Genomic DNA, 25037 nt, shown 5'->3' with positions numbered 1-25037 from the left:
GAGCGGCTCCTCAGCCAGGTTTGTGGCCGGGAGGGCGGAAGCGGAGCGACTCGAGGGTGCGACAGGTGCGGTCGATTTCATCCTGGAGGCGGGGAGCGGTATCGGCCAGTGAGGCCGGGTGTCCGGCCTGCGCGTGCTCTTCCAGCTCCTGACAACGGGCGGCGAGGCCCTCGGCGCCCATGTTGCCGGCGGCGCCTTTGAGGCTGTGTGCCAGGTTTCCGATCTCCTGCGTGTCGTGGTGGTCGAGCGCGTGGAAGAGTGCGCTGGTCATCTCGGGAGCCCGGATGAGGAAGTGGTCCACCAGCCTGTCCACCAGTTCGTGCTCGGCCGGGGTGCCGGTGCCGCGTAGTTCGTTCAGCCGCTGCTCGATGGAGGCGCGCAGGTCCTCGTTGTCCTCCTGTGGGGGGACCCAGTGCGCGAGAACTTGTTCCAGTTCGTCGGCGTTGACGGGTTTGGAGACGTAGTCGTCCATGCCCGCGGCCAGGCACCGTTCCCGGTCATCAGCGAGGGCGCCGGCGGTCATGGCGATCACCGGCAGGTGACGGCCGTGGTCCCGTTCCCGGCGGCGCAGTTCCCGGGTGGCGCTGTAGCCGTCCATCCGGGGCATGTGGCAGTCCATGAGGACGGCCTGATAACTGTGTTCCTCGGTCATGCGCAGGGCCTCGATGCCGTCGGCGGCGGTGTCCGTGCCGTAGCCGAGCCGGGTGAGCATGCCCTGGGCGACCATCTGGTTGATGTCGTTGTCCTCGACCAGCAGGAGACGGCCTCGGTGGGCGGGCTGGGGCGCGGTGGGGGTTTGCGCCGCCGGAGCCGCCGCGGCCACCGGCGTTGTCCGGGTGGCGAGTTCGACCAGGGTGTCCAGGAGCTGAGACTGGCGGACGGGCTTGGACAGGTTGTGGGCGATCCCGGCCGCATGCAGCTCGGCGGCAGGCGGCGGGGGGCCGGAGGTGAGCAGCAACAGCGGCACACGGGCGAAGTTCTGGTCGGTGGTGATCCGGCGGGCGAGTTCCAGGCCGTCCATGTCAGGCATGAACATGTCGATCAGGGCGACGGCGAAGGGACGGCCCGCGGCCTCTGCCTCGTGCAGGGCCACCAGGGCCTGGGGGCCGCCCGCGACCATGGTCGGCTGGATGTGCCATCTGCGCAGCTGCGTGTCGAGGATCAGCCGGTTGGTGTCGTTGTCGTCGACGACCAGGACCCGCAGCCCGCGAAGGATGTCGGGATGCGGTGGGGCCGGGGGTTGTGCGGGGGTGTCGGGCGCGCGAACCGGTACCACGAAGGAGAAGGTGCTGCCCTGGCCGAGCCGGCTGGTGACGCCGATGGAGCCGCCCATGGCCTCGGTGAGCCTGCGGCAGATGGCCAGGCCCAGACCGGTGCCTCCGTAGCGGCGGGTGGTGGAGGCATCGGCCTGGGAGAAGGCGTCGAACATCCGTGCCTGATCGGCCTCGGCGATACCGATGCCTGTGTCGGCCACCTCGAACTGCAGCCAGGGCGCCTGCTCCGCGGGTGGCCGGGACGGAGCCGGGCGGGCACGGAGCACGACCTCGCCGGACTGGGTGAACTTCACCGCGTTGGACGCCAGATTGAGCAGGATCTGCCGCAATCGGCCGGCGTCGCCGAGCACCATTGCGGGCAGGTCGGGATGGCAGTCGCTGAGCAGTTCCAGCCCCTGGGCGTGCCCGGTCTGCGCCACCAGCGAGACGACCTCCTCCACCAGCACCTGCGGGCTGAAGGCGACCTCGTCCAGTTCGAGCTTGCCCGCCGCCAGCTTGGAGAAGTCCAGGATGTCGTTGATCAGCGACAGCAGTGCCGTGCCGGCGGCCTGAATGCCCTCGGCGTAACGTCGCTGCTCGGCATCCAGTGCGGTGCCCAGCAGCAGGTCGCTCAGCCCGATGACGCCGTTCATGGGGGTGCGGATCTCGTGGCTCATGGAGGCGACGAACTGGGACTTCGCCTGGGACGCGGCGATCGCCTGGTCACGGGCCTCCGCCAGAGCGGCTTCGACCTGCTTGCGCTCGCTGATGTCCCGGATGAAGGCGTTGAAGCAGCGCGCCTTCGCCGACTTCAGCCGCCACACCGCCAGTTCGACCGGGATCTCGTGGCCGTCGTGATGACGGGCGGTGACTTCGACCTGACCGCCCAGCACATGAGGCTCCCCGCCCGACAGCACCCGTCGCAGACCGGCCCTGTGCGCGGCGTGGTACCGCTCAGGGATGATCGTCTCCGTCAGCGGACGGCCCATCGCCTCATGGTGGCTGAACCCGAACAGTCTTTCGGCGCTCAGGTTCCAGTCGATGACCAGACCGTCCTCGTCGACGGAGACGAAGGCGTCCCGGGCGGTCTCGATGACCGAACGTGCCTGATCCTGCAAGAGCCGCAGCGCTTCTTCCCTGCGCCGCTGGCTCTCCGCCTCACGGATGAAACCGCGTACTTCGATCGGCACGCCTGCGGGGTCCCGCACCACCCAGGACGTCATCTCCGTCCACATCCAGTGCCTGTCGGCATGCCGCAGACGCAGACAGACCGCCACTCGGCCGTTGCGGCGCAGATCCCGCTCGGCCCAGGCGAATTCCTCGACATCGCCCGGATGCACCCAGGACTCCAGCGACGTCCCCACGATCTGCTCGACCGGACGGCCCAGCAGTTCCTCCCCCGCGGCGGACACCTCCCGGTAGACACCCTCCATCGTCCGGCTGAAGACCATGTCCGGAGAGTTCTTGAGCAGCAGCCGAAACCGTTCGTCGTCGTCGGCCGCATACTGCCTTGGCATGGCTTTCGATTCCCGTTCCATCGTCCGCCTCCACATTTCGGGCACGACCATGAGGCGCGGCCGGGCCCCTTGAACAAACCGGTCGCGACGGTTTCGGTGCGGCGTGCGATGACGGAGACCAAGCGATCCACTCGTCCGACATTTCCAGCAAAGAATGAACCACTGAAGATCGCAAATCGAGGAAGCGGACGCCGATCCGGGGCCGGGCTGCGGTGTTCGGGGAGCCCGTTGCCAGGCACCCTCATGCCCATGGCTTCCGTGGCGACCATCTGACGGCCTTTCAGTTCGACGCGGAAGGACTGGTCCGCCCCTGCACTGCCGGACACTGAAGTCCGGTCAGGGGGTCCCGGCGTGCCGGGCGCCACCTGGAAGCCGCGGGGCGCCGTTCAGGCGGAGCCCGCCCCACCGTCCGTACCGGTGAGCGGCAGCCAGGCGGAGACGGTGGTACCCCGGCCCTCCTCGGAGCGCACCTCCGTCCGGCCGCCATGGTTCGCCACGATCGTGTGCACGATGGTCAGTCCCAGACCGGTACCCGGGATGGCCTGCTCGGTGGCGTTCGAGGCGCGGAAGAACCGCTGGAAGAGCTTCTCCTGATCGGCCGCGGGGATGCCGATGCCGGTGTCGCTCACGCTCAGCACCGCCTCCCCGTTCTGCGCGTCGGCTCTTACACTGACTTTCCCGCCGCCGCGGGTGAACTTCACCGCGTTGGACAGCAGGTTCATCAGGACCCGGTCGAGTTGTTCGCCGTCCGCGTCCAGCACCAGGGGCTGCTCGGGGTACCGCGTCTCCAGTGTGACCGAGGCGGCCTCGGCGGCCGGTTTGATCGCGTCGACCGCCGAGGCCACCAGCCGTCGCAGGTCGATCGGTGCCTTGTGGGAGGTGAACGCTCCTGATTCGATCCTGGAGAGGGTGAGCAGATCCTCGATCAGTGACCGCAGCCGGTTGGCGTTGCGGTCCACGACGTCCAGCATGCGCAGCTGTGACGGGGAGAGCGGACCGGTGTCCTCGTCCTTCAGCAGTTCGATGTATCCCACGATGCTGGTCAGCGGGGTGCGCAGCTCATGGGAGACGGTGGACAGGAAGTCGCTCTTGGCCTTGTCCAGGGCGCGCAGCTTGTCCACCAGGCCCGACTCCTTCTCGTAGAGGAGGGCGGTGTGCAGCGCCCGGCCGACACCGCCGGCCATGGACTCGGCGATTTCGATGTCCACCGGACGCCAGGGGCGGTCGGCGCTGGTACGGGCGACGGACACGGCACCCATCGGTTCCTCCCCCACCCCCATGGGGGTGATCACCGCCGAGTACAGGCCCAGCGCCGCCGCGACGGCGCGGTTCTCCGCCGGCATACCGGTCGTCCCGAAGGAGCCAGGGGCACCGGGCATCCGTCTGGTGTCGGACACGTACCGGGGCAGGTCGGTGACCAGCCAGGCCGTTCCCCGCCGGTAATGGTCGCGGACCACGTCCGCCGGGAGCGTCGGTATGCGTCCGCGCTCCTCGTCGGGCAGCAGGCCCCGCTCCGCGGACCACACCCGGACCACGGGAAACCCGGAGCCGCCGTTCTCGGCGAGCAGGATGAAGACGTAGTCGGCGCGCAGGACCTCGCCGATGCCGTGGCACGCCGCGTCGAGGACATAGTCGACCTCGAGGCGGTCCCTGATCCGGATGCCCAACTCCCTCGCGGCCGTCGACAGTCGCTGCCGTTCCTGCTCGACCGCCCGCAGGCGGTCGCTCTGGTCCGCGAGCAGGTTGACCGACCTGGCCACCGCCCGGATCTCCTCCGGCCCCGTCACATCGGCCCGGGCCGCATGGTCTCCGGCGGTGAGCCGGCCGAGCGTCCACGCGGTTCTGCGCAGCGGCCCGGTCAGCGCGCGCGTGGCGTGCACCGACGTGTACACGGCCACGGTGAGGGCCACGACCAGCGCCGCGCCGAGCCCGGCGAGGCCCGCCCGGATCATCGTGTCGGTGTGCCCCTCAAGACGCTGCTCTTCTTCTTTCAGCTGGTTGTTCAGACGGGCGTTGGTGACCTCGAACGCGTCGAACCGCCGACTGGCCTCACGGGTGAGCGCGACGGCCCGCGCGCTTCCCGGAGTGGTCTGCGCCTGGTTGCCGGCCACGCGCAGATACGCCTCGATCTGCCGCTGCTGTGTCGCGAGATCGCCTTCGTCCGCGACCTCGTGCCCACGGACGCTGTCGATGAACGACGGGATGCTGTCCCGCGCCGCACGGAAGGCGGCGAGCTCTCTGCGGTCCCCCGTGATCAAATAGCCGCGCATCGAACGCTGCACGCTGATGCCCGCGTTGAGCAGGCGCAGATTGTCGTTCTCGGCGGGGTGGACACGGTCGCTGATCCGGTCGCGCCGGCTGTCCAGCACCAGCGCGCCGATCAGGGTACCGGTTCCGCACAGGCCGATCAGAAGGGTCAGCAGTCCGAACGCGAGGCCGAGCCGGTGCGCCACCCGGCCGCCGCCCCGGCCCGAAGCACGGCTCACGCACGATCACCTCCGCTCTCCTTCACCTGGTCGGGCGAGTCGAATCCGGCACGGGTCATGGCACCCCACACCTGGGGAGCCCCGCGCAACGCGTCCCACATGCCGCGCAGCCGCCACCACGCTGTCAACTGGCGGTATCCGATGTTCTCGACGACCACCCCGCAGACCGCCCCCCAGACGTCCCGCCACCGTGTGAAGCGGTGGAAGGCGTACTCCTCCACACCGACCGACACCATGCTGACGACGATGGCGTAGGCGTAGGCGGCAAGCATGAAGCGCCAAAGGAAGTCGACGTCCACCGCGCCGATCAGTACGCCCAGGGGCACGAGAACCAGCCCCGCGAGCTCCACCAGCGGGGCCAGCAGTTCGAAGACGACGTAGAAGGGCAGTGCCAGCAGTCCGATGCGGCCGTAGCGGGGGTTGCCGATCATGCGGCGGTGCTTGAGCAGAATCTCCGTCAGGCCGCGGTGCCACCGCCGCCGCTGGCGTGCCAGGATCATCAGCTTCGAGGGTGCCTCGCTCCAGGAGATCGGCTCGGAGACGAAGACGATGCGGTAGTCACGACCCTGCTCGCGCATGTGCCGGTGGAGGCGGATGACCAGTTCCGCGTCCTCGCCGATACAGTCCGGGTCCATCCCGCCGACCGCCACTACCGCGTCCTTGCGGAAGAGACCGAAGGCCCCGGCGATGATCAGCAGGCTGCCGAGCTTGGACCATCCGGTGCGGCCGAGCAGGAAGGCTCGAAGATACTCGACGACCTGAACGCGGCCGATCAGGTCCGGGGGCACACGCGCCTCGACCACCCGCCCCGCCACGACCGTGCAGCCGTTGGCGAGACCGACCACGCCGCCGGAGGCGACCACCCGCATCGGATCGTCGCAGAACGGTTTGGCCACCGCGAGCAGCGCCTGGGAGTCGAGGATCGAGTCGGCGTCCACCATGCACAGCAGCGGATAGCGCGCCAGGTTGATCCCGACGTTGAGCGTGTCGGCCTTGCCGCCGTTGTCCTTGCGGGCCACCACCAGGCGCACCGGGCCGCCCCTGGGCAGATGGACGGAGGTGACCCTGCCGCGCACGGGGACGTCGTCGGGCACCACGTACTCCACCTCGGCGAGGTCGAAGGCGTCCCGCAGGGCGTCCAGCGTGCCGTCGGTGGAGCCGTCGTCGACGACGACCACCTCGAACTCCGGGTAGCGCAGCAGCAGCATGGCCCGTACCGCTTCGACGATGCCGGCCGCTTCGTTGTACGCGGGCATGATCACCGAAACGGGTGGGGTGAGGGGGTTGGTGGCGGCCTCGTCATGGCCCGCGAAGGGAGCCCGGCGCAGCCTTCTGACGTACTCCCCGAGAGCGATGAGGATCAGCACCAGATAACTGGTGTTGATGGCCACGAAGTACATGATCACCACGCTGTCGCACACGGCGACCAACATGTGCGCCGCACCCAGCAGTGACGCCCACGGTTCGCCCGCCGCCAAGCTCACAGAGCCACCTCCGCGCGGACGTCGTGGCGTGCGGCCCCGACCGCCGATTCGGCGAGCACGGCCCTGGCCTGGGCGGCGGCCTGTCCGCGGGAGCGGTCGTCGGCCACCCCGCGCAGCGCGGCCTGCCCTTCCGGGCCGAGCTGCAGCAGCGCGCGAGCCGCGGCGGCTGCCACATGTGGGTCGGGATCGCCGAGCAGCTTTGCCAGCGGGCCCGTCGCGGCGACGGCTCCCAGAGCGCCGAGGGCCCCGGCGCCCACCATGCGCAGGGCGACCGGCTGACCGGGCCGGACAGCCGCCAGCAGCGGCTCCAGGCCGTCGGGCATACCCAGTCTGCCCAGCGCGCGGGCCGCTTTGATGCGTACCTCCGTCTGGGGGTCCTCGCGCAGTGCGCGGACGATCTCGGACGTGTGGGAGACCGCCCCGGTCGCGCCGAGGACCTCGATGCTCACGGCTCTGGCGAGAGGCTCCGGATGCTCCAGTCCCGCGGCGACGCTCCGCTGTGCATCCAGGCCCAGGGAGACCAGCGCCCTGATGACCACGCCGGGCGGCACCGCCCGCGGTCCGTGCAGGGCCTCCAGGAGGTGCGGCACGGACTCGGGTCCCCCGCACCGGCCCAGCGCGCGTGCTGCGGCCAGGCGGACCTCGGGGTCGTGATCGGCCAGCAGACGGCACAGCGACGGGGCGGCGGGACGGTGGCGAAGCTGATCGAGCACATGTGCGGCGCGCCCGCGCCGGGGCGCGCTGCGGCTCGACAGGTCGGCAACGGCGTCCACGGCGGCCCCGCGCAGCTCGTACAGGCGGACCAGCGCCGTACGGGCTCCGCCGGCGACCTTGCCCAGCAGTGCCGTCAGGGTCGGCTCCAGGGCGGCCCAGGTCCGTCTGTCGATCTCCGCCAGCTGGTGCAGCAGCTCGTTCTGCTCATCCTCCTCCGCGCACAGGAGTTGCAGCAGGAGACCGCGCACCGGTGCCGCGATCCGCTCGCGTCTGCGCTGTCGGTACCTGCGGACGAGGCGGTTGGCGACGATCAGCAGGCCCAGCGCCAGGACGACACCCAGCAGGCCCAGCAGCGCGCCACTGACGAGGCCGGTGGGCATCACCGTTCCACCCGGTTGAGTATCGCGGTGACCCTGCTGGACAGCTCCCGCGGGCTGAACGGCTTGATGATGTAGTCGTCGGCTCCCGCCGCGAAGCCGACCTCGACGTCCGCTTCCTGGGAACGGGCGGTGATCATGATGACGGGGAGCGTCGCGGTCTGGGCCGCCGCGCGCAGTTCCCGGCACACATCCAGGCCCGACATGCCCGGCATCCGAATGTCGAGCAGTGCCAGGTCGACCGTGTTCTCACGCGCGGCCCGGAGCGCCGCCATTCCGTCCTCCACGGCCGTGACCTGGTGACCGCTCTGGGTCAGTTTGAACGCCACCAGATCCCGGATGTCCGCGTCGTCGTCGGCTATCAGGACATGAGCCATTACTCCTCCTGGGACTCCTGGGACTCCTGGGCCACGGGGCTTCGATAGGAGTCCACGAGCCGTGCCACGGCCGACTGCCGGAACGGCTTGGCCAGCACCTCGTCCGCGAGGCCGACGAGATCTTCCGGGTCGAGCACCGAGGAGACCACCAGACGGCATCTCCTCGTCCGCTCGTCCGCCCGCAGCCTGCGGACGACCTCCCGTCCGTCGATGCCGGGCAGCATCACGTCGACGACCGCGATGTCCGGAGGGTCGGCGAAAGCGAGGCCGAGCCCCGCTTCCCCCGAGTACGCGACGGTCACGGGGCATCCCCGCTCGCGGAAGTGCCGCTCCAGCAGGGCGCTCACATCCTGGTCGTCCTCGATCACGAGTACGCGCGGTGGAAACATCACCGTCCTGTCCACGAAGTCAGACCGTCAGTCACAAAATTAGGACCAACAGCGCACTTCCACCACATATGCCCCATCCATCCCACGGTGACATCGCCCGCCCGTCACAGACTGTGACGGGTCGGCTTGGGCAGGGGGTCGCAGACGAGCAGGCCGGGGGCGCCGAGTAGTGCGACGAACACGTCTCAGCGCGACTGCGCCGGCTGGGCGAGGCGGTGGGCGGGCAAGGTGGCGGTGGGCATCGGGAGGCTGTCACGCGTGCTGCGGCGGAGGTGCCGCACGTACTGCTCCCGCGGTACGAGCACGCCGCCGAGGTCGCGGACGTGCGGGCTGTCGCGCTGCGCGTCGAGCAGCTCGCCGCCGGCCTGCGCGAAACGCGCAGCGAGGTCGCTCACCGCGACCTTCGAGGCCCCGGGACGCCGGAAGAACATGGAGTCCATGCTGAAGACCGATCCGATCCTGAGGCCGAAGACGCCGCCGACCAGATCGCCGTCCTCCCACACCTCGACGCTGTGAGCATGACCCAGCTCGTGCAGGCGGATCAGGCTTGCGATCAGCTCTTCGGTGAGCCACAGCGGGACACGGTCACCGCGGCATTCGCGGACGACCCGCTCGAACTCCCGGTCCAGGCTGGTCGACCACGGCAGCCGGTTGCGCAGCCGCCGGGCGAGGCTCCGGCTGAGGTGCGCGGCCGAGACGGGCAGCACCGGCCTGGGGTCCGGTGACCACCACGAGACGGCGAAGGGATCGGCCAGTAGCTCCCCCACGAGCCTGATGCTGCCGTCCTCGACTTGATCGGCGAAGACCACTTCGTTGAGGGCGCGGGTGTACTCGTCGGATGCCGGGAACGGATAGACCCCGGCGCGGTACGCCTCCAGGAGGCCGCCAGGACTGAGGTCGGCGGAGAAGGCCACCGGACCGTCGGGCGCCGCTTCCAGCACGTCCAGCGCCTCCCAGCCAGGGCATCGCCTCACCACCGTGCCGCTCCACGTTCTCGGCTCCGTACCGGCCGGACGCGCTCGGCCTGTTGGAGGAAGTCGATGTAGCTGTCCAACGTCTCCGCGTCCACGGGCGGAATGTCGATTCCGGCGTCATCCAGTGCCCGTTCCGCGTTGCCACGGGCGAACTCCGGGAAAACGCCCTGGAAGTACATCTCGCTCACGGTGATGTCGGTGTGGTGGCACAGGTCGACGAAGAGCGGGACGAACGGTGTTATCGCGTCGGTGGGGTGCCCGGCCGCGTACTTCACCAGAGCGGCAACCCACTCGGCGTACGGGATCTCCCGGACCGGGTATCCCAGTCGGCGGATGCTCTCGGCCAGCGAATTCAGCAGCGCGGGACGGGGGTTGGTGAGGTGGTAGACCTCGCCGCGCGCGGGACGGCAGGTGGAGACGTGACCGATTGCGCGGACGAGGCAGTCGGCCGGCAGGAAGTCCAGCGGCAGCCGGACGTCAGGGCACAGACCGGTGCGCACGATGAACCTGATGAGGGCGGCCATCTCGCTGATGGTGTTCATCACGCCGGTTCCGCTTCTGCCCGTGATGTCCATCAGGCGGTAGACGGCGACCGGCAGGCCCGCGTCGGATGCCTTCTTCAGCAGCGCCTCGGCGACCCATTTGGTCTCCACGTATCCCACCGACAGATATTCCGGGAAGTCCAGCGGCGTGCTCTCGGTCACCTCGCGCACCCCGGCCGGCCCGAATCCGGCGAGCACCGCCATGCTGGAGGTGAAGTGGACGGGGACGGCCCGGCCGGCGGCGAGGCGGATGATCTCGTACGTTCCATCGACGTTGACCGCGCGCAACTCGTGGTACGGGTAGATGAAGTTGACCTGGGCGCCGAAGTGGTAGACGGCGTCGATGGTCGATGCCAGCTCCTCGAACCGGCCGGGAGTCAGCCCCAGTCGGGGCTTGCCCAGGTCGCCGACGACCGGCTGGACGCGCGGGCTGGACAGTTCGCTGAGGACGTACCGCTGGTGGCTCGCGCGGAGCATCTCCATGCCGTGCTGCTCGTCCAATGCCCTGACCAGGCAAAGGACGCGGCCCGTCGTGCTGCGCAGCAGCTCGTCGATCATGTACGTGCCGCAGAATCCCGTCGCCCCGGTGAGAAGGACGTCGCCGGGGTGCCGGTGATCCGGTGCCGGCGCGTCACGGCCCACCGCCGGAACGCGCCGATCGCTCTCCGAGGCGAAGTCGACGCTCCCGCCGGCCGGGTGGGTCAGTGTGCCGGCACGTGCCTGGCGCACGGACTCGGCGAACGCGGCGAGCATCGGCTGCCTCAGCAGTGAACGGGTCAGGTCGCGGATCTGGGTGACGCCGATGCCGAATATGACGCGGGTCCGGGCGAGCATCTCCATGGCCAGCAGTGAGTTGCCGCCCAGCTCGAAGAAGTCGTCGTGCGGACGGACGTAGTCCACACCCAGGATCTGGCACCACAGCTGGGCCAGCCCCTGCGGCACCGGACGGTCGTCGGCGCCGGCCGTCGTCGTCGCGGTCCCCGATTCCGGCACGGCTCTGCGGTCGAGCTTTCCGCTGGGCGCGACAGGCAGCCGTTCCATCGCGTGGAAGGCTGCCGGGATCATGTAACCCGGCAGGACCTGGGCGAGTGCCGACCGCAGCCGTGCGCGCAGCGCGGCCTCGCCACCGGCTGCCGGCGGTGAGACCAGCGTGTAGTACGCGATCAGGTCCCGGTCGCCGTTGTCGCGCGTCCGAGCCACCACCATCGCCTGGCCGACCTCCGGGTGGGAGACGAGCGCGGCCTCGATCTCGGCCGGGTCGACCCGGAACCCGCGGATCTTCACCTGGTCGTCGACCCGGCCCAGGACTTCCAGGTTGCCGTCCGAGCGCCACCGGCCCAGATCCCCGGTGCGATACATCCGGTCCCCCGGCGCGGAGCCGTACGGATCGGGCAGGAACTGCCGTGCGGTCAGGACGGGTTGCCGCCAGACACCACGCGCCGGGCCCTGACCGCCGATGTAGATCTCGCCGCGCTCGCCCGGTGGTACCGGGCGTAGTTCGGCGTCGAGCACGTGGACGTGAGTCCCCTCCAGGGGCCTGCCGACCGGGGCGACGGCGGTGTCCGGCGCGGCGAGCACTTCCTGGTTCAGGTCGCAGAGCGTGGAGGTGATGGTGGTCTCGGTGAGCCCGTAGGCGTTGACGAGCCGTGCGCCGGGGATCCGTCGCAGAACGGCGCGGCAGTCCTTCGCCGTGACGATCTCGCCGCCGACGATGACGAGCCTCAGCGATGCGAGGATCTCATCGCGCTCCGCGACGGAGACGATCCGGTGCCAGTAGGCGGGGGGCAGGTCGGCGACGGTGATCCCGTGCTCGGGCAGGCGGTGCAGCAGGTCGGTGGGCGCCCACGTCGGTGTTCCCCCGAGGATGAGCGTCGCGCCGCTGATCAGCGGCGCGAAGATCTGCTCCAGTGAGGTGTCGAAGCCGAGCGCCGCCGCGTGCAGCACCCGGTCGCTGGGCGTCAGTTCGTATGCCCTGGCCACCGTGGTGAGGGAGTGGGCCAGCGACCGGTGGGTGATCATCACCCCCTTGGGGGGTCCGGTGGATCCGGAGGTGTAGATCACGTAGGCGAGGTCGTCCGGCCGGGGGCCGCGTGCCGGCCGCGGCGTCTCCAGCGGCGCCTGCGTGGCCGGTTCCCCGGCGGCCCCGGCGTAGACGATCCGCGCCTCGCACCCGGCGAACATCGGGGCGTGTTCGCGGCTCGTGACGATGAGGCGTGAACCGGTCTCCCTGACCAGTGTGATCATCCGATGCCGCGGAGTCGCCGGGTCGAGGGGCAGGAACGCGCCTCCGGAGCCCAGCACCGCCAGCAGCGCCACGACCAGCTCGGGCACGCGGTCGAGGCACACGGTGACGACGGACTCCGCGCCGACGCCCGACCCCCGCAACTGGTCGGCAAGCCGGTCGGCGCGGCCGCTCAGCTCGGCGTAGCTGAGCCGACCGTCGTCCGAGAGCACCGCGAGAGCGGACGGCTCACGCCGCGCCCGCTCCCGGACCAGCTCGGACACGGTGCCCGGCCAGGATTCCGGGGGCCGCCCCCCGGCGCGGGCGCTCGCGGGCCGCATGTCGGTCCACAGGCGGTCGACCAGGCTCCCGCACCACGCGGCGGACTCCGGTCCGCCGATCCGACGCCACCCGGCCGGAATCCGGCAGTGGGCGGGCCAGATCGCGTACTGATCCTCGTCGTTGCGCAGCACGACACACGGTGCAGCCGACTCCGCCGACGAGTGCTGACGATCCGTCACTCGGGGCCTCCTGCCTTCGCGCGGCAGTCCCGCGGAGCACGACCTGCGCCCCTAACGGGAAAGGACCGCCGCTGTCACCGCTCCCCTTCCACGGGCCTCACAGGCAATTCGGCCAGGCGTCCGAGCGGCGGCGCGAGGACGAGTTGCTTCGCCTCCTCCGCGGTGACCGGTTCGGCGAAGAGGTATCCCTGAGCCAACCGGCAGCCCATGGAGATCAGCAACTCCTGCTGCCTCACGTTCTCCACCCCCTCGGCGATAACCGTGAGGCCGAGGGTGTCAGCGAGATGCGTGATGCCCTCGACAAGGGCGTACTGTTCCGGCGAGCGCCCGAGTTCGTCGACGAACGACTTGTCGATCTTGAGTACCGAGATCGGAAACTCACGCAGATAGCTCAGCGACGAGTAGCCCGTTCCGAAATCGTCGATCGCGATACGGATACCGAGATCCGTGAGCGCATTCATCTCAGCCAGGATACGTTCGTCGTTGTACATCAGCACACTCTCGGTCAGTTCCAATACGAGAGACGACGGTTCGATGCCGGAGAGATCCAGAGCACGCCGGACCACGGTGTAGAACTCATCGTCCCGGAACTGGCGCGGCGACACGTTCACGCTGATGTAAGGCACGTTGCGGTCGGCCGTCCCGCCGCGCAGCACGGTGTCCTGCCATCGGACCGCCTCGGCCGCGGCCTGGTCGAGCACCCAGGCGCCGAGCGGGACGATCTGCCCACTCTCCTCGGCCAGTGTGATGAACTGCTCCGGCATCACCATGCCGCGCGTGGAATGCGGCCAGCGAACGAGCGCCTCGAAGCCGGTGATCTTACCGCTGGCCAGCTCCACGATGGGCTGATAAAGCACCAAGAACGAAGTCTCGATCGTCGAACTGTCCAGAGCCTCCTGCAAATTGGCACGCTCGGCCATGCCGCTCTGCAGTTCCGGGTGGTAGCGGCGCCACTGGCGCTTGCCCGCCGTCTTCGCCGAGTACAGCGCGAGATCGGCGTGTGCCAGCAGTTCGACCGAGTCGATGCTGTCCTCCGTCGTCGCGACGCCGATGCTGGCATACGTGATCACCGGCCCCACACTGAGCCGGAACGGCTCGGCGAACACGGTCATCACGTGTTCGGTGAACCGCTGCACGCCCTCTGTGGTGACGGAGCCCTCCACCAGGAGTGCGAACTCGTCGCCGCCGATGCGCGCGGCGGTGTCGGAGGCGCGGACGGTGGTCTGCAGCCGGAGTGACAGCGCGACCAGGAGTTCGTCGCCCACACCGTGGCCATGTATGTCGTTGATGACCTTGAAGTCGTCCACGTCGATGAAGAGCACGCCGACCACCGTGCCGTCCCGCTGAGCCTGCGCCAGGGCGTGGTTCACCCGGTCCTGGAAGAGCACGCGGTTGGCCAGGTTGGTGAGCGAGTCATGGAACGCCTGGTGGGTGAGTTCGCGTTCGAGTTTGCGCTGTTCGGTCACGTCCCGCAAGGTGAGCACCACTCCCCCGACGGTCTCCTCCTCCCGCAGGTCGCTCCACCTAACCTCGACCTCGATGGTCGACCTGTCGGCGCGCACCATGCGCCAGTGCTCGCGCTTGCTCTGGTACTCGCCCCTCCGTATCCGGGCGAGCGTCTCGACCACCGCGCGGCTGTCCTGCGGTTGCACCAGATCGACGAGGAGGGTGCCCTCCAGGTCCGGCAGGCCGAGCACCTGCTCGGCGGAGGGGCTGGCATAGCGGACCCGGTCGTCGTCGTCGAGGATCAGGATGACGTCGGAGGCGTTCTGCACCAGCGTGCGGAAGTACATCTCGCTGTTGCGCCGGTTCACCTCATGGGCGAGGGTGACCCGCGCCGCGGCAAGTGCCGCCTGCGCGGCGAGAGTCGCCAGCGTGTCGCGGAGCACGAGCAGGTCGTGCTCGTCCCCGGCCACGATCAGCGCCCCGATCAGCGGGTCGCTCGAGAGGTGATCCTGCGAGACGAGCGGGCAGACCAGCGCGTGGCCGGTGCGGACCGGATCCTCGTCCGCGCCCGTGAGGCCGGCGGCGAGATCGGGCCCCACCGCTTCGAGGGTCACCAGGCGGTTCTCGCCGGACTTCATCAGTTCCCGTGCGGCTGCGTTCGCCCGCTCGGCCAGGGGCCCGCCCATGGCGCCATGCGCCCCGTTCACCCGGAGCGTACTGTCCGGCAGGGTGAGCAGCGCGGAACGCGCCGGGCCGTGTGACATCAGCTCCGTCACCGCGGAGTGGACGGCGGCGGCCACATCCCGCAGCTCGCCGGCCCCGCCCAGCGACGACACCGCGTTGCGCAGCACCTTCTCCCGGCTGACCGCCCGCCGGTGGGTCGCCACCACCCCCGACAGGCGGTAGAGCACGAGGAGGAAGAGAACCGCGGAGAAGGCCCCGATGACGCCGACGTTGGACCTCACGCCGCGCACCGCCTCCGTCAGGAGGATGGCCGGCGCGATCAGGGATGCCAGGGTGAGCAGGCTCAGCCGGCCCGTGCCGGTCTCGGCTCCGGCCCGCATCACCGGCTGCGTCAGCAAGCGCATGGAGGGATGGAGCGCGGCGGCCGCCCAGGCCCCGTACAGGACGGCCCAGCCGAGTTCGACCGCGCTACCCGTGCGCCACGTTCCGTTCAGCTGGATCAGGCCGTAGAGCACGTCGGCGGTGAGCAGGCCGACGGTGCCCGCGGTGAGCAGCAGGAGCGAGCGGCTCTTGCCGCCACGGCCGACGATCAGCCGCAGCAGCATCGCCAGGACGAGGATGTCGCCGAGCGGATAGGCGATGGCGAACGCCTTCTGCCACCAGGTCAGACCCGCGGCTCGGGCGTACGGATCGATGAGGAAGAGCCACGACAGCAGCGCCAGGCCGACTGTCAGTGTCAGCGCGTCGACCAGGCTCGCCCGGTCGCGCCAGCTTGTGCGCCAGTGCACGAAGCCCAGCAGCCCGGCCGCATAGAGCGGATATGCCGCGAGATAGAAGCCGTCGGCGATCGACGGGAACGGGATATCCTCCTTGAGCAACTGGATGAGGATGATCTGAGTGGCTTGGCCTGCGGCGAAGGCCAGGTTCCCCGCGGCGAGCAACAGCCAGGGGAGTCGATGCGCCGGGTGGTTGAGAAAGACACCCAGGACGATACCGATGACGCCGGTCGCTCCAATGGCGACGAAGAGCAGCCGCTTTTCCGGAAATGCGTAGTAGAACGCGGTCAGCACGACGATGCATGAACTGACAGCGACCATCGCAGCCTGGCTTCGCAGTCGCGCGCTCATCCCAACTAACCTCCTGAGAGGGTTACTTGTCGGACCGGCTGAGCTGGGAGAACGACACCGGGCGGAGAAGCCCGTGGGGGCCGGGCTGACGTGAGGGGAACTCTCCGGGCCCCGGGCCGGGACTCGGCCCTGGTCGCCTGTGAACACGATTTCCGATATACTTGGCCCGCGGTATACACAGTCGCCGTTATGCGGGCTCCTTCTGCACCAAGACATCGACGTGTCCTCCGTCCAGCTTACCGGGATTGCCATTTCCCGCACGCGCACGGAGAGCTACCGCGTCACCTCGCGAGATTCCGCGACATGCGTGAAAATAGGGACGCGGAAACCGGACCGGTTCCTCCCGGAGACGATCGGCCACTGACGGAGCGTGGAGTCCGATGCTTGTGGCCCTCTCCGGAGCTGGTCGATTCGCTGTGTGCCGAACAAGTTCGAATCGCATCTTCCAGAGCGCGAAGGCACCGTCGACAGAACAGAGTGGAGCCAGGATGATCCTGGCTCCACTCAGTGGTGCGGGGGCGTGTCACTGGAACTGTGCGAAGAACCTCCAGATCTCAGCTTTGGTCCAGGTGGCGACGCCGCTTTCGCCGGGGGAGCCGTCGACCGGACCGGGGCTGTGGCCTCCGTCGAACGCGGCCCATTGGATCGGGTATCCCGCACGGCAGCCCGAGTAGGTGGTGGTGATGTGCGTTCGGCTGCCCGGCGCGGGCTCGCGCGGGCTCTGGGGGGTGCAGCCGTTGTTGCTGACGAACCTGTCGCGCAGGGACCGTCCTTGCCCGATGTTGAGGACGTTGTCGCTGACGCCGTGGATTCCGAAGTAGGCGATGGGCTGGGTGCCGCCGCTGCACCCGCTGATCTGGGCGCCGGAGATGACCGCGACGGCCCGGAAGACGTTCGCCCGGCTGCACGCGAGTGCGTAGCTCATTCCGCCGCCCCAGCTGAATCCCGTGGCGAAGCGCTGTGCCGGGTTGACACAGAGGCCGCCCTCGATGCGCCGGATCATGTCGTCGACGAAGGTGATGTCCTCACCGCCCGCATTGGCCCAGCCGTTGCCGAGGCCCTGGGGGGCCACGAGGATCGCGCTGTTGTTCGACTGTTCCTGCTGGCCGTAGTAGGACCAGGCGTTCCCGCTCGTGCCGCCCGAGGCGACGTCGCCGGCGGTTCCGCCCCGCCAGTGGAACGCGAAGATCAGCCGGTAGCGGTGGCTGTTGTCGTAGTTGGCGGGAACCCTGAGGATGAAGCTGCGGCTCTTGCCGCCGCTCTGAATCGTGTGCGTACCGCTCGTCAGAGTCGGGGCGCTGCCGCATCCACCACCGCCACCGCCACCGGACGACAGCTTGATCATCTGCCATTGCTGGTTGGCGCCGCCCCAGTCGGAGTACTGGACGACGTTGCCGCCGTCGGCGGTGGAGGCGCCCTGCACCTCCACCGCCTTGCCGCTGGTGCGGTTGACCAGCCGGACGTGGCCGGCGTCGGAGTCGGCCAGGCGGAACTGCTGGTTGGCCCCGTTGTGGTCGGCCCACTGCTGGATCGCGGCACCGTCCGCGGTCGAGGCGCCGGCCACGTCGAGAACCTTGCCCGAATGCCGGGCCTTGAGGCGGTAGAAGCCGCCGCCGGAGTCCACGAACTGCCACTGCTGGTGGGCTCCGTCGTTGCGCGTCCACTGGCTGACCCGCGCGCCGTCGGCGGTGGAGGCGCCGGAGACGTCCAGCGCCTTACCGCTGTTGCGGTTGACCAGGACGTACCAGGCATTGGTGTCCACCGTCGCCGCCTCGGCGGGTGCCGGATTCACCACGGCGAGCATGCCGATCGCGAGGGCCGCCGCCACCACGGCGGCGACCCGGGACCACCAGCGATGTCTGCGCGGAGGGGCGGGGGAAGCCGCACCGTAGGTCTTCATCGACTCAGCCTTTCGTCTGTGGCAGGCCCCATCAGGTGCGGGTCCAGCGCTGGTTGCTGCCGTTCGAACAGGAGTAGAGCTGGATCAGGGTGCCGTTGGCGGTGCCACCCCCGACGGCGTCGAGGCAGAGACCGGACTGGACGCCGACGATGGATCCGTCGGAGTTGAGGCGCCATTTCTGGTTGTCGCCGCCCCAGCAGCTGTAGATCTGGACCTTGGCACCGTTGCCGGTGCCGGCGGCGTCCAGGCACTTGTTGCCGTAGACCCTGAGCTCACCGGCTGCGGTGTGCGTCCACTGCTGGTTGGTGCCGTTGTTGCAGTCCCACAACTGGAGCTGGGTGCCGTCGGTGGTGCTGGAGCCGGGCACGTCCAGGCAGCGGCCCGAACCGACGCCCTTGATCGGTCCGCCGTCCGGAGGGGGCGTGGTGGAGCCGCCGTTGAGTGCGTTGAGGACGGCGGTGTAGGCGGGCTTCTTGCTGCCGTTGTCGTTGAACAGCAGCGGCGTGTGCTCCCGCCGCCAGGAGTCGCTGTCGCGCACACCCCAGACGGTGATGCCGAGGCAGCGCGGGACGGCCAGACAGTCGTTGACCACGTTGGCGTAGGTCGTGGGCGAGGCGCCCTGGATGTCGAGCTCGGTGATGGCCACATCGACGCCGAGGGCGGCGAAGCTCTGCAGGGTGGTGCGGAAGTTGCTGTTGTACGGGCTGTCGTTGTTGAAGTGGGACTGGAAGCCGACGCAGTCGATCGGCACGCCGCGCTGCTTGAAGTCGCGGACCATGCGGTACATGGCCTGGGTCTTGGCCCAGGTCCAGTTCTCGACGTTGTAGTCGTTGTAGCAGAGCTTGGCGGCCGGGTCGGCGGCGCGCGCGGTGCGGAACGCGACCTCGATCCAGTCGTTGCCGGTGCGTTGCAGGTTGGAGTCGCGCCGGGCTCCCGAATTGCCGTCTTCGAAGGCCTCGTTCACGACGTCCCACTGGGTGATCTTGCCCTTGTAGTGGGCCATCACGCCGTTGATGTGGTTGATCATCGCCTGGCGCAGCGCGCTGCCGCTGAGGCTCCGCATCCAGCCGGGCTGCTGGGAGTGCCAGGCCAGGGTGTGGCCGCGCACCTGCTTGCCGTTCTGCACCGCCCAGTTGTAGACGCGGTCACCGGCGGAGAAGTCGAACCGGCCCGGCTGCGGTTCGGTGGCGTCGATCTTCATCTCGTTCTCGGCCGTCACCGAGTTGAACTCACGGCCCGCGATCGACGTGTACGCCGAGTCACCCAGCCTGCCCGAGGCGATGGCGGTGCCGAAGTAGCGGCCGCTCTGCGCCGCCGCGGCACCGAGCGTGCTCTCGGCGGCGTGTGCGGGCGGCGGTACGACCAGTGCGGTGACCACGCCGAGGACACCGGCGAACAGCGCCAGCAGCAGGCTGCGGATCTTCCGGCGGACAACGGGTCTCGGAAGGGCATACGAGCCCATGACTGTGCCTCCAAGGTAGAAATCAAGGAAGGACTGAAGCGCAGGGGAAGTGGCGCCTGTCGTGCAGCACAGATTGATCAGGGCCGACGTGGTTCGACATCTCGAACCACGGCCGGTTTCTCAGACCGGATGATTGAGGGATTGACGATGCATCGTCAATACTCCTTGCAGAAGAAGTTTCGATTTCCCACCCGAAACATTCGAGGGCGAGCGAAGCGCTGTTTGTGGACAGTTCAGCGACAGGCCTTGACCAGAGGCCCTCTCATTCCTAGCTTGTGGCGTCACAGCTTCCGGGAATTCTTCGAAACATTTCGAGATGGTCCTCGGGGTCCCCTCGCCCCCGCCCAAAGGAGTGCCCCCTGATGCGTCTGAGACGCTTACTCGCCGTCCTTGCGCCCCTGCTGCTCGTGGCCACCTTCCTCGGTGCCCAGCCCGCCGGCGCCGCGACCGTAGACCCCAACGCCTCGTACGTTCTGGTCAACCGCAACAGCGGCAAGGCCCTGGACGTCTACAACATGGCGACCGGCGACGGCGCCCGCATCACCCAGTGGACCAGGAACGACCAGAGCCAGCAGCAGTGGCAGTTCGTCGATTCCGGGGGCGGCTACTTCCGCATCAAGTCCCGCCACTCGGGCAAGGTGCTGGACGTCCACAACTGGTCCACCGCGAACGGCGGCTCGATCGTCCAGTGGGCCGACCTGAACGCCACCAACCAGCAGTGGCGGCTGGCCGACAGCCCGGACGGCTACGTGCGGCTCATCTCGCGCCACAGCAACAAGGCCCTGGAAGTACAAGGCGGCTCCACCGCCGACAACGCGAACATCGTCCAGTACGACGACTGGGGCGGCACCAACCAGCAGTGGCAGCTCGTCAAGGTCGGCAGCGGCACCCCCGGCACGTGCGATCTTCCGTCGACATACCGCTGGACATCGACGGGCGCGCTGGCGCAGCCCAAGCCCGGGTGGGCCTCGCTCAAGGACTTCACCGTCGCCCCCTACAACGGCAAGCATCTCGTCTACGCGACGACGCACGGCACCGCGGGAACGGGAGTGGGCTGGGGTTCGATGAACTTCGGCCTGTTCGGCAACTGGCCGGAGATGGCCTCGGCCGGCCAGAACACGATGTCGTCTTCCACCGTCGCGCCCACGCTCTTCTACTTCGCGCCGAAGAACATCTGGGTGCTCGCCTACCAGTGGGGCGGTGGGAGCGCCTTCTCCTACCGGACGTCGAGCGACCCCACCAACCCCAATGGCTGGTCAGCGCAGCAGGTGCTCTTCTCCGGGAGCATCACCGGCTCGGGCACCGGCCCCATCGACCAGACGCTCATCGCCGACGGCCAGAACATGTACCTGTTCTTCGCCGGTGACAACGGCAAGATCTACCGGGCCAGCATGCCGATCGGGAACTTCCCGGGCAGTTTCGGCTCGACCTACACAACGATCATGAGCGATACGGCGGACAACCTGTTCGAAGCCCCGCAGGTCTACAAGCTCCAGGGCCAGAACCGCTACCTCATGATCGTCGAAGCGAGGGGCTCGCAGGGCCGCTACTTCCGCTCGTTCACGGCCACCAGTCTGAACGGCTCATGGACACCCCAGGCCGCGACCGAGAGCAACCCCTTCGCCGGCAAGGCCAACAGCGGCGCCACCTGGACCAACGACATCAGCCATGGCGAACTGATCCGCACCAGCGCCGATCAGACCTTCACCGTCGATCCCTGCAACCTGCAGTTCCTCTACCAGGGACGCAACCCCAACTCCGGCGGCGACTACAGCCAGTGGCCCTACCGTCCGGGTCTGCTGACACTGCGGCGCTGACGGCGTGACACGAGTCCGGCTCCGGTAGGGAGCCGGACTGGCGGGCTCGGCGCAAGGCCGAGCCCGCCCGGTCACGCGACCACGTCAGCGCTCACACGACGACGCAACGGGTGGCCGGGCAGCGCTCACCGGCCCGAGGGCCATACCGTGACGCGGTTCCGGGAAGCCGGTCTCAGCCGCCACGCCGTACCCGGGCCGCTCTGCGGGCCTCCGCGAGCTTGCGGGCCTCGCTGCTCTTGCGCGTAGACCTGCCGCCGGAACCGCCCCCGGCGTCCTTGGTGCTGCCCAGGCCGCGGAACGGAGCGTTGTGGTCCTTGGGCCGCGCTACCGCCGACCCGCCGTCAAGCAGCTTTCCGGAGGGGGCCCTGGCGCCGGTGATCCGGCTCAGCTCCGCCTCGCCGGACCGCACTTTGGTGACCTTGGGGGCGACATCGGCGTCCGCCATGACCTGGCTCGTCTCGCGGCGCTGTGCCGACAGGACGAGGGTGACGACGGTGCCGGAGCGGCCGGCCCGGGCCGTGCGGCCCGCGCGGTGCAGATAGTCCTTCGGGTCGGTGGCCGGGTCGACGTTGACCACAAGGTCGAGGTCGTCGACGTGCAGGCCGCGTGCGGCGACGTTCGTCGCCACCAGCGCGGTGATCTGCCCGTTCTTGAACTGGGCCAGGGTCCGGGTGCGCTGCGGCTGGGACTTACCGCTGTGCAGGGCGGCGGCGGCCACGCCACTGGCCCGCAGATGCCGTGTGAGCTGGTCGACGCCGTGCTTGGTGTCCAGGAACAGCAGGACGCGGCCGTCCCGAGCGGCGATCTCCGTGGTCACGGCGTACCGGTCCGGGCCGTGCACGACGAAGACGTGGTGCTCGATCTCGAAGACCGCGCTGGACGAGGGGTCCACGGAGTGGACGGCGGGGTCGCGCAGGTAGCGCTGCACCAGCTGGTCGACGTCGCGGTCGAGGGTGGCGGAGAACAGCATCCGCTGCCCGCCGGGACGCACCTGGTCGAGGATCTCGGTGACCGGCGGCAGGAACCCCATGTCACACATCTGGTCGGCCTCGTCCAGGACCACGATGCGCACCCGTCCCAGTCGGCAGCCCTTGCGTTCGATGAGGTCGTGCAGCCGACCCGGCGTGGCGACGACGATCTCCGCGCCGTCCCGCAGTACGGCGGCCTGCCGTCCGATGGACACTCCGCCCACCACGGTCGCGAGCCGCAGCCGCAGCGCCTCGGCGTACGGGGTGAGCGCCTCACCGACCTGCTGCGCCAGCTCCCTGGTGGGCACCAGAACGAGCGCCAGCGGCTCTTTGGGCTGTGCGCGCCGCCCCGCCGTCCGGGCGAGCATCCCCAGGCCGAAGGCGAGCGTCTTGCCGGATCCCGTGCGGCCCCGGCCCAGGACGTCCCGTCCCGCGAGCGCGTTCGGCAGCGCCGCCGCCTGGATGGGGAAGGGCACGGTCACACCGTGCTCATCGAGCACCCGCAGGACCTCGGCCGGCAGCCCCAGCTGCGCGAAGGACGCCGCCGTGGGCACCGCCGAAGTGGCGCCCGACACCTCGCACACATCGTCCTGCTGCCGGGCGTCGGCACGTGCTGATTCGCTCACAGAGAGCCTTCCTCCGAAGGGACCGTACCGAGGAAGGCGCGGCAGGGACGCGGCGTACCAGCCAGAGACACCGAACGGAGACCGGCACAGCGACGCTGCAAACGGGCAACGTTAGCACGGGGCACGCCGCCCGGGCCTGTCGTGGTCGCGCCGCTCAGAAGCCGGATCAGGAGCGGATGAGGGCCTACGGCAGGTCCCTGGTCGCGCTCGCGACCAGGCGGCCGGCCTCGAAGCCCTCCAGGCGAGCGGTGTGGGCGGAGGCGGCCCCGTGGACCAGCAGGTCGGCCTGGCTGCCGGTGAAGTCGACGGAGGCGCGTGGGCGCTGGTCGAGGTAGACGTCGACGCGGTCGATGTTCTCCGCAGTGAGCTTCAGCCGGAGCGCACCATCGGCGCGTGCGGCCTCCGTGATCGCCACGGCGTGCGGAGCCAGACCATGCAGGAGCCGGCCCGCGTGGTCCAGGAGATCGGTATTGCCCTCCAGCAGGTCGCGGCGGGTCATACGGTGCAGCTCGTCGGGGACGACGCCCAGGTCCTCGACCGGTGTGCCCGAGTTCGGGCCGACCCGCAGCGTGCGGCGTATCGACACCCGCATCCCGGCGCCCTTCGGCAGGCGTGTGTAGGGCGTGCCCGGGTCGTCCGCCAGGAACTCGGACAGCAGGTCGTGCGTCCAGACGTTGGCGCCGCCGGCGCCCGTGTTCTCGTCGGTGCCGAGCACGGGGCCGATGCCGTGGTCCTGGAAGCCGGCCGCGAAGATGTCCGTGGCCGAATAACACCGGGCGTTGGTGATGAGCACGACGGGCCCGAAGTACTGCTGCCCGATGGCGTTGGCGCCGTTCTCGGGGCTGATCGGGAAGGCGCCGGAGTACACCGAGCCGGTCTCGACGGCCTGTTCCATGGACGGCACCCACGGCCCCAGATCCAGTCCCGGACCACCCTGGAAGCGCCGACAGATCCGCAGATTGAGCGGGGTGTTGACGAACTGCACCGGTTCGGGGGTGATCCGGCGCGGCGTCAGCGTCTGCAAGGTGAACTCGGCGGCGTGGATGTGCCCTCCGCCGTTGTCCCGGACGTCCACGACGAGACCGCCCTGCGGCAGTTGCCGGATGAGCCGGACGAACTCGGCGACGAAGGCGCCGGGGCTGTCGACGTTGAACGTGAAGATGCGGATGTGGCCGAACGTTCCGGACGGCGTGGTGACGGCCCGGGCCCGGAACACCTTGGGCATGGTGGTGACGATCTCGCCCGCTCCCAGGTCCGGCAGGGGTTCGTCCGCCTCGGCGGCCCGCTCCTGGGCGACCACCCGGGGCGCGAACAGCAGCACCTTGGCCCGCTGGGTCTCGTCCCCGTCGAGGTCCAGGCCCTGGGACACGGCCGTGCCCCGGTCGGCGGAGACGAACGAGGGCAGGTTCTCCACGATCTGCCAGCTCTGCCGCAGTTCCCGGGCCGTTCCGGCGAGGTCGACGTAGCTGACCGTCACCCACTCCTCCAGCGGCGGGAGATGGATGGTGAGCGGCCGGACGGTCAGCGACTGCACACCCCGGCTGCGCCGGGCCGCCGTGTTGCTGCCGGCGAACCGGGCCGCGTTGAGGTCGACGGCGTCCCGGATGGGGATGCCGCTCCAGTGGGTGATCTCGACCCCCGGCTCGAACCCCGGCGCCGAGAAGCCGCTCGCCACATGGGTGACCAGGAACCGGGTGCGGTCCTGGTCCGTGCAGGACTCGACGAGGAACGGCAGGAAGGCGATCTTGCCCTTGAAGGGATCGGGCAGCAGGTAGTTGGTGTGCAGGTCCCGCACCGAGTGGAAGATCTCCGACATCTCCGCGTGGAACAGCCACTCCCTCGGCATGGTCTGCGGTGTCTGCCGTTCCATGCGCCGGCGCAGCAGCCGCAGCCGCTGGACCGGGTTGACGGCGTGCATCGCGGTCTTCAGCGGAAGGTGGACGTAGTTCTGCTCCAGCAGGACCAGGGCCTGGTCGACGAGGAGCCGGCGGTCGTCCAGGGACAACTGGCCGGCGCCGTGCAGGAACGCGGGCAGGGGAGCCGCACCGAGCAGGTGGTCGCGTACCGGCTCCGCCGCGTTCCTCGGGAAGCCTGTTGCGTTCTTCTCATGAACCGGTTGGGTCATGGCGATGCGCCAGTCCTTCGTGGTGTG

The 25037-nt window shown here is 69.3% G+C and carries 14 protein-coding genes; 1 reads left to right on the top strand and 13 read right to left on the bottom strand.

The features are described 5' to 3' along the window. Nucleotides 1-10: 10 nt before the first annotated feature. From AC07F0_RS26730 to AC07F0_RS26680, 11 genes are all read right to left on the bottom strand, one after another. Complete coding sequence (locus AC07F0_RS26730) at nucleotides 11-2770, bottom strand: hybrid sensor histidine kinase/response regulator (protein WP_478982509.1); 2760 nt, start codon at nucleotides 2768-2770, stop codon at nucleotides 11-13. 386 nt (nucleotides 2771-3156) lie between these two features. Beyond that, entirely contained in the window at nucleotides 3157-5256 is a 2100-nt protein-coding gene (locus tag AC07F0_RS26725) for a sensor histidine kinase (protein WP_478982507.1), read from the bottom strand. Further along, the gene (locus tag AC07F0_RS26720; protein ID WP_478982505.1) at nucleotides 5253-6740 is read right to left on the bottom strand and encodes a glycosyltransferase family 2 protein; all 1488 of its coding nucleotides are present in this window, start codon (nucleotides 6738-6740) and stop codon (nucleotides 5253-5255) included. Before AC07F0_RS26720 ends, AC07F0_RS26725 begins: the two co-directional genes overlap by 4 nt. Beyond that, nucleotides 6737-7834 carry a HEAT repeat domain-containing protein gene (locus tag AC07F0_RS26715; protein WP_478982503.1) on the bottom strand — a complete coding sequence of 366 codons (1098 nt, stop codon included), beginning with the start codon at nucleotides 7832-7834 and terminating at the stop codon, nucleotides 6737-6739. Before AC07F0_RS26715 ends, AC07F0_RS26720 begins: the two co-directional genes overlap by 4 nt. Next, nucleotides 7834-8208, bottom strand: a complete 375-nt coding sequence (locus AC07F0_RS26710; protein ID WP_436728560.1) for a response regulator transcription factor — start codon at nucleotides 8206-8208, stop codon at nucleotides 7834-7836. The genes AC07F0_RS26715 and AC07F0_RS26710 overlap by 1 nt, the downstream gene beginning before the upstream one ends. After that, nucleotides 8208-8612 (bottom strand): response regulator, encoded by a 405-nt coding sequence (locus tag AC07F0_RS26705; protein ID WP_478982502.1) that lies wholly within the window; start codon nucleotides 8610-8612, stop codon nucleotides 8208-8210. The genes AC07F0_RS26710 and AC07F0_RS26705 overlap by 1 nt, the downstream gene beginning before the upstream one ends. Before the next feature lie 170 nt (nucleotides 8613-8782). Further along, a complete protein-coding gene (locus AC07F0_RS26700) occupies nucleotides 8783-9571 on the bottom strand; it encodes a leucyl/phenylalanyl-tRNA--protein transferase (protein ID WP_478982500.1) in 789 nt (262 codons plus the stop codon). Then, complete coding sequence (locus tag AC07F0_RS26695) at nucleotides 9568-12855, bottom strand: amino acid adenylation domain-containing protein (protein ID WP_478982498.1); 3288 nt, start codon at nucleotides 12853-12855, stop codon at nucleotides 9568-9570. Before AC07F0_RS26695 ends, AC07F0_RS26700 begins: the two co-directional genes overlap by 4 nt. Nucleotides 12856-12929: 74 nt before the next feature. Further along, nucleotides 12930-16112: a putative bifunctional diguanylate cyclase/phosphodiesterase gene (locus tag AC07F0_RS26690; protein WP_478982496.1), complete on the bottom strand. Its 3183-nt coding sequence runs from the start codon at nucleotides 16110-16112 to the stop codon at nucleotides 12930-12932. A 523-nt stretch (nucleotides 16113-16635) separates the two neighbouring features. Beyond that, on the bottom strand, nucleotides 16636-18012 hold the full coding sequence (locus tag AC07F0_RS26685; protein WP_478982493.1) for an RICIN domain-containing protein: 1377 nt from the start codon (nucleotides 18010-18012) through the stop codon (nucleotides 16636-16638). A gap of 31 nt (nucleotides 18013-18043) precedes the next feature. After that, nucleotides 18044-19474, bottom strand: a complete 1431-nt coding sequence (locus AC07F0_RS26680) for an endo-1,4-beta-xylanase (RefSeq protein ID WP_478982491.1) — start codon at nucleotides 19472-19474, stop codon at nucleotides 18044-18046. Between the two features lie 362 nt (nucleotides 19475-19836). Between AC07F0_RS26680 and AC07F0_RS26675 the strand changes: the two genes are divergently transcribed. Further along, nucleotides 19837-21291: a non-reducing end alpha-L-arabinofuranosidase family hydrolase gene (locus AC07F0_RS26675; RefSeq protein WP_478982489.1), complete on the top strand. Its 1455-nt coding sequence runs from the start codon at nucleotides 19837-19839 to the stop codon at nucleotides 21289-21291. Between the two features lie 172 nt (nucleotides 21292-21463). Here the strand turns inward: AC07F0_RS26675 and AC07F0_RS26670 are convergent, their stop codons facing one another. Both AC07F0_RS26670 and AC07F0_RS26665 read right to left on the bottom strand, forming a co-directional pair. Further along, nucleotides 21464-22843, bottom strand: coding sequence for a DEAD/DEAH box helicase (locus AC07F0_RS26670; RefSeq protein WP_478982551.1), 1380 nt, complete (start codon nucleotides 22841-22843; stop codon nucleotides 21464-21466). Nucleotides 22844-23069: 226 nt separating this feature from the next. Further along, nucleotides 23070-25010, bottom strand: a complete 1941-nt coding sequence (locus AC07F0_RS26665) for a S41 family peptidase (protein WP_478982487.1) — start codon at nucleotides 25008-25010, stop codon at nucleotides 23070-23072. Nucleotides 25011-25037 lie beyond the last annotated feature (27 nt).

This window comes from Streptomyces sp. NPDC045955, from assembly GCF_056430805.1.
This window is presented reverse-complemented; position numbering and strand designations above follow the sequence as displayed.

Coding starts and splice junctions, on each gene's coding strand:
- AC07F0_RS26685 (WP_478982493.1), bottom strand. CDS start 18,012: ATGAAGACCTACGGTGCGGCTTCCCCCGCCCCTCCGCGCAGACATCGC.
- AC07F0_RS26715 (WP_478982503.1), bottom strand. CDS start 7,834: ATGCCCACCGGCCTCGTCAGTGGCGCGCTGCTGGGCCTGCTGGGTGTC.
- AC07F0_RS26675 (WP_478982489.1), top strand. CDS start 19,837: ATGCGTCTGAGACGCTTACTCGCCGTCCTTGCGCCCCTGCTGCTCGTG.
- AC07F0_RS26710 (WP_436728560.1), bottom strand. CDS start 8,208: ATGGCTCATGTCCTGATAGCCGACGACGACGCGGACATCCGGGATCTG.
- AC07F0_RS26690 (WP_478982496.1), bottom strand. CDS start 16,112: ATGAGCGCGCGACTGCGAAGCCAGGCTGCGATGGTCGCTGTCAGTTCA.
- AC07F0_RS26680 (WP_478982491.1), bottom strand. CDS start 19,474: ATGGGCTCGTATGCCCTTCCGAGACCCGTTGTCCGCCGGAAGATCCGC.
- AC07F0_RS26730 (WP_478982509.1), bottom strand. CDS start 2,770: ATGCCAAGGCAGTATGCGGCCGACGACGACGAACGGTTTCGGCTGCTG.
- AC07F0_RS26665 (WP_478982487.1), bottom strand. CDS start 25,010: ATGACCCAACCGGTTCATGAGAAGAACGCAACAGGCTTCCCGAGGAAC.